Origin of the sequence: Candidatus Magnetobacterium casense (genome assembly GCF_019173545.1) — a bacterium.
Classification (GTDB): domain Bacteria; phylum Nitrospirota; class Thermodesulfovibrionia; order Thermodesulfovibrionales; family Magnetobacteriaceae; genus Magnetobacterium; species Magnetobacterium cryptolimnobacter.
Genome location: NZ_JABXWD010000241.1, coordinates 1 through 5,349, shown reverse-complemented (window position 1 = coordinate 5,349; position 5,349 = coordinate 1). Strand labels below are relative to the sequence as shown.

The 5,349-nt window shown below is 46.2% G+C and carries 6 protein-coding genes and 1 pseudogene; 4 read left to right on the top strand and 3 right to left on the bottom strand.

Annotated elements, in window-relative coordinates:
- Positions 1-280 precede the first annotated feature (280 nt).
- The gene (locus HWQ67_RS12250; protein ID WP_218252976.1) at positions 281-1,204 is read right to left on the bottom strand and encodes an RluA family pseudouridine synthase; all 924 of its coding nucleotides are present in this window, start codon (positions 1,202-1,204) and stop codon (positions 281-283) included.
- A gap of 45 nt (positions 1,205-1,249) precedes the next feature.
- Positions 1,250-1,708 (bottom strand): hypothetical protein, encoded by a 459-nt coding sequence (locus HWQ67_RS12245; protein WP_218252975.1) that lies wholly within the window; start codon positions 1,706-1,708, stop codon positions 1,250-1,252.
- Positions 1,709-2,347: 639 nt separating this feature from the next.
- On the opposite strand from HWQ67_RS12245, the gene HWQ67_RS12240 reads away from it, so the two are divergent.
- The 4 genes from HWQ67_RS12240 (at position 2,348) to tatC (ending at position 5,186) form a co-directional block, all read left to right on the top strand.
- Positions 2,348-2,680: a Uma2 family endonuclease gene (locus HWQ67_RS12240; RefSeq protein WP_255317255.1), complete on the top strand. Its 333-nt coding sequence runs from the start codon at positions 2,348-2,350 to the stop codon at positions 2,678-2,680.
- A 584-nt stretch (positions 2,681-3,264) separates the two neighbouring features.
- Positions 3,265-4,044 (top strand): hypothetical protein, encoded by a 780-nt coding sequence (locus HWQ67_RS12235; RefSeq protein WP_218252973.1) that lies wholly within the window; start codon positions 3,265-3,267, stop codon positions 4,042-4,044.
- Positions 4,045-4,056: 12 nt separating this feature from the next.
- A complete protein-coding gene (locus tag HWQ67_RS12230; RefSeq protein ID WP_218252972.1) occupies positions 4,057-4,386 on the top strand; it encodes a Sec-independent protein translocase subunit TatA/TatB in 330 nt (109 codons plus the stop codon).
- The gene (gene tatC / locus HWQ67_RS12225) at positions 4,383-5,186 is read left to right on the top strand and encodes a twin-arginine translocase subunit TatC (RefSeq protein WP_218252971.1); all 804 of its coding nucleotides are present in this window, start codon (positions 4,383-4,385) and stop codon (positions 5,184-5,186) included. Before HWQ67_RS12230 ends, tatC begins: the two co-directional genes overlap by 4 nt.
- Positions 5,187-5,269: 83 nt before the next feature.
- On the opposite strand, the pseudogene HWQ67_RS20580 reads toward tatC, so the two are convergent.
- Positions 5,270-5,349 (bottom strand): annotated as a pseudogene (locus tag HWQ67_RS20580) (IS1 family transposase); the annotation flags it as partial.

The following is a 5,349-nucleotide window of genomic DNA, read 5'->3' as shown; positions in this document are numbered from 1 at the left end:
CGCCTACAACAGCTTTAAATCGAATAACAGCGTTTATGTATCCTCTTAAAAAAGCATGGTAAAAGGTTTCGTAGGAAGGGGTCAAGGGGACTGGTCCCCTTGCGGGGGGGTTCTGAAGGGGGGCGGAGCCGCCCCTTTCTTTCTTTTGCTACCATGCAATATAAAGAAGATACGATATTGTCAATTCTTTGACGCTTGTCATCGGGCGGCCTGTCCTTATTTTGATATATCCTATACTTTCGCACTTTTTCCTAAGCAGGCATTTTATGCGGTTTGAAAATCAGACTTTTAACTGTGCTATAACCTCTGTCATGTCGGGGGGCAGTTGACTCTTAAACTCCATGTACTGTTGCGTAATTGGATGCACAAAGCCAAGCACACGAGCGTGCAACATCTGCCGGGGGATGAGGAGATTGCGGTTGTCTATCTGCAGGGAGGTCTTTTTTCCGTAGATGTCATCGCCCAGGACGGGGTGGCCGATGGCGGCAAAGTGTACCCTTATCTGGTGCGTCCTGCCCGTCAGGAGTGTTGCCTCTATGATGGAGGCACAGCACAGTTGTCGGATAAGACGCCATCTCGTTATTGCGGTTTTGGAGCGTTTTGTGCGTGTTGACATTTTTTTCCTGTCTGCATCGCTGCGTCCTATTGGGAGGTTGATCTCACCTTCGGTCTTGTTTGGTTTGCCATAGAGGAGGGCTGTGTAGCTCCTCTTGATGGTTCTATCCTTGAACTGTGTTACCAAACCATAGTATGCCGCATCATTGAGGGCAACGACCACCAGTCCCGATGTATCCCTGTCGATTCTATGCACAATGCCAGGACGCAGCGGACCTCCAATGGTGGCCAGAGAGCCTGCCTTACTTGCAATGCCGTTTATCAGACTGCCATCCTGGTGCCCTGCCCCGGGATACATGACCATCTGCGGAGGCTTGTCAACCACTATCAGGCTGTCGTCCTGGTAGACCACATCAAAGTCCAACTCCTGGGCAATGAGTTGCTGTTGCTGTGGCAACGATGCCCTGAGTGTCACTTCGATTACGTCGGCAGGCTTTATCTTGTAGCCCTGCTTTCTGACTATGCTATTGACCGTTATCAGGCCATCCTTGATCGCTCCCTCTATCTGACAGCGACTGCTTGACGTCCTGGCCGCAAGGAACTGGTCTAATCGCTGATTGACTTCGGCAGGCTCTACTATGACTATCATATGAAAAAACGCACAAGCGGGAACACTGACACGCCCTTTTGATTGTTAGTACGTGATCAGCTCTTTCAGGTTGACAATTGCCTGGATCACGGCCCCGAGTTTATGCAGTATTCTGTGGATGAACTCTTTTTTGCTGAGTATGTTTAACAGTTTGATAAATGTCAGTTTGGTTGTCAGGACATAGTTGTCGTCCTTGGACAATTGGCATAAGATGTGTATAGCATCCGGACCCAGTTTCTCAATGGCGTTGAGGAAGTCCTTATTTTCTTCTGACATCGCCACCAATGACTCCAAACACTCGGGCGTCAGGGTTGATTTCGAAACAATAGTCAGACTCTCCTTCATCCTTTCATCGACGTCGGGGATAACGAATGTCTTGTCATCAGCATGGGGACTGACAAACGTTTTGTCATCGACATTGGGGATGACGACCTTGTCTGATTCTTCCACGACAACCCCTACATCCCGTCTTCTTCTCTTACGTCTTTCCGATTTGCTTGACATTGATATCCTTTAATATAGCAAAGCGTGGCAGAGTATGTCAATGAACATAAATTGGGGGGTGCATAAATTTTTCATGGAGGGGCGAACCAGCATTCGCCGTTGAGGTAAGGACGGATGTGTTCTGAAAAAAAATCAACAGCAAAAATCACAATCAGGTGGCCTCACGGATTATGCCCCTTTAAGGTATCCCCACAGTTCATCCACCGAAGCGGACTGCTTTAAAAGCCCTTTGAACTCATTTATCTGTTCTATGGTTTCAAGTCTTTTAACGCCGTCCATCAGAGCAGTTCCTTACATCGCCATGTTTAATATCGAGTACCATCTCTATTCCTTTCATCACCCCCTTGCTTTCACCTTAATAATTCTACACTCTGAATCGCTGGAGGCAATTGGGATGGTTTACAATTTAACTCTGAGTATGTTATACTAGTGAGCATGGAGACACAGACAGTAGACAGAGACTTTGATTTAACTGAGATAATCAATGGAGTGGAAATTATGGGGCCTAGTCCGTTTGGAAGACATCAAGATATTAGCAGTAATATTCATTACCTCATACGCCAGCACATAAAAAAGACCAAGACAGGAAAAGTCTTTTATTCCCCGCTTGACGTTATCCTGAAATAGGGTGAGCAACGGCTGCAACCTGACTTGCTGTTTATCAGGAAAGAAAACATGGCTATTTTCCAGGATTGGGTCAGAGGCGTCCCTGACATGGTGTGTGAGATTGTCTCCAAGGGGTCGGTCGCTAAAAATACCATAACCAAGAGAGACATCTATGAGCGTTATAAGGTGCCTGAGTATTGGATTGTTATTCCCGAATTACAGGCAATTGAGGTACTTGCCCTTGAAGGGGACAGATACAAGCTGTTTTCCACAGCCGAGGGAGAGGGAACAATCAAGTCCGGGGTCATTGAAGGTCTGGAGATAGACGTTAATGACGTGTTCGTTGATTTCTACTTTCAGCCGTAGAGGTCAGTTGCCTTGTGAATATCTCCTGCACTGCGAAACATGTGAAGGTTGCCTACGAAATAGCCAAAGATTGCCAATCAGGCAAACGCCTTCTATTAGTTTGACATCCTTATCGGACAACCGGTGGCAATCAAAACTTACGCAAGATGCGTGAATAGAAATTACGCGACAGACAATTTCTTAACGTATAAATCGTAAGCGTTTTCCTCCAAGTAAATAGGCAAATGGTGTATTTCCTTCGCCCCCCACAAGTTGTTTATCTGTATTACAGTTGTGATTACAGTTTTTGTTACTGTAAATATTTCTGTGATGGTAGAAGTTTAAGCATTATGGGATCAAGGGGGGTCAGCGACCCCTGGCATAAAAGGGGTCAGCGACCCCCGGCATAAAAGGGGTCAGCGAGGGGCGAGCCGCCACTTTCTTTCTTTTTTTGAAACGTGCGATAGATGTCATCACAGGATTTTTTACAGCAAGAAATAAGCTGCACATACCATTAGGGTATGATAGGGAATAAATTTATTGTGGAGTTGGGATTGACAGTCCCCCTTGTTTTTTGTTATTTTTAAGCAATGAGAAATATTGCGGTGTTGTTTTTCTTGCTGACTCTGGTTATGGTGGGGTTATTGGTCGGAGATTATGCCTATGCCTTTGACGCAGCGGGACTTAGACCAACCCAACCCAATGCCGTTTTTTCAACGTTTTCTACGGCAACCAACCCACCGGGCATTTTCGCCAACGAAATGTGCCTTGAGTATGCCGTTGATCCGACATTTTATCGCATCACATCCTCCGTAACCTACGGGATCGACTCCTGGAGTGAATTGCTGGCGACGGTGCCTTTTCGCATACAGAGTGAAGAGTATGGGTTTGAGGACGTCAGTGTCGGCCTCAAGCACCGTTTTAAGGATGAAGGTGACATACTGCCTTCGATGGCCCTGTTGATGAGCGTTTCACCGCCGTCGGGGCTCAACGACATAACAACCCGTGGACGATATGGAGGCGGATTGATTACCTCCAAAAAAATCGGACCATTCATGGTACATGCAAACGCCTTTTACTTTTCCCCGTTTGGTAAATCCCTCAAGGGCGAGTGGAACGTACTACTTGGCACAGACATGCCCGCAGCGAACAATGTCAACTTCCTCACCGAAGTGTATATCAAAAAAAGCCACTTCGCAAACAATATCGACTTCGTCGAAGGAAGGCTCGGCTACAGGTACAAGCCCCTCAAGTACCTCTACACGACCCTGGGCACCGGATACGAGTTTAAAAGCCGGCAACCAAATATAAGGGTATTTCTGTCCTTTACGTTTGTCTATCCCTATAAAGAACCTCAGATTAAAAAAATATACGAGGAGGAATAAGCGTTATAAGCCATGTTTGACCTTGGGATGCAGGAAATTATCATGATCTTTGTTGTGGCGCTGCTCGTCTTTGGCCCCAAGAGCCTGCCGGACCTTGCCAAAAAAATCGGTAAGGTACTCGCTCAGATCAAGCGGATCATGTTTGATGTCAGAAACCAGGTCAATTCCGCCATGTACGCAGAAGAACATAACCCCTTAAGTGAGGAACTCAATAACATAAAAAGAGAACTGCACGATATCAGACTCAAGGCAAATGAGGCAACATTACAAGACAACTCCAGGCTTACAAAACAACCGGAAAATAAAGAGTCGGAAACACAGGAGGAAAAGAAACCAAGTTGAGCCAGGACGACAAAATGTCCTTCTTTGACCACCTGGGCGAACTGAGGCAGCGCCTGCTTATCACCTTTGGTGCAGTTATTGGAGTCTTTATTTTCACGTTTAACTATTCCGAAGAGCTTTTAAAGTTTCTCATGTTCCCGATGGAAAAGGAGCTTGTCCTTGCATTTAAGTCGCCTGTTGTCTCCTTTGTCTCAAAGAACCTGAAGAACATCTCTCTGGTATTCCTCCAGCCGGCCGAGGCATTCTGGATGCACCTCAAGATAGCGATGATGGCGGCCGTGGTGATAGCAATGCCTGTTGCGCTGGCGCAGGTGTGGTTGTTTGTTTCACCGGGGTTGCTGCCCAACGAAAGAAAGTTTGCGCTGCCCTTTGTAGTGAGCGGATGTGTGCTGTTTCTGATGGGTGCGGCCTTTTGTTTTTTTGTCATACTGCCATTTGCCCTGGGTTTTCTGCTGACCTATAAGACGCAGTCCCTTACGGCAATGATATCCATAGGCAGCTACGTGGACTTTAACATCAAGTTTCTGCTTGCCTTTGGGTTGGTCTTTGAGCTGCCCATAGTGATCCTGTTTCTGACCAGGTTTGGGTTTGTCACGCCTGAGAAACTGGCCAGGAGTAGAAAGTACGCAGCGGTCTGTGCCTTTATCATCTCAGGCATACTCACGCCAACACCCGATGCCTTTAATCAGATGTTGATGGCAGTCCCTATGATTGTGTTGTATGAAATTGGTATAATTGCATCTAAGATTATATTTCCAAAGAGCAAGGAGATAGCAGTGGTACAGGGAGATGCACAATAGTTCAGACATACCATTGATTAGTATTAATAACTAATGCTTTTTAATTCCTATCCCGGTAGTCCTGCAAAGGCAGTGAAATGATGTCATGCACTAACCAGAGACGCATTATAGTGATGGATAAAATACCATACTGCTCCAATATGGTTCTCTATTTTTTTAGAAA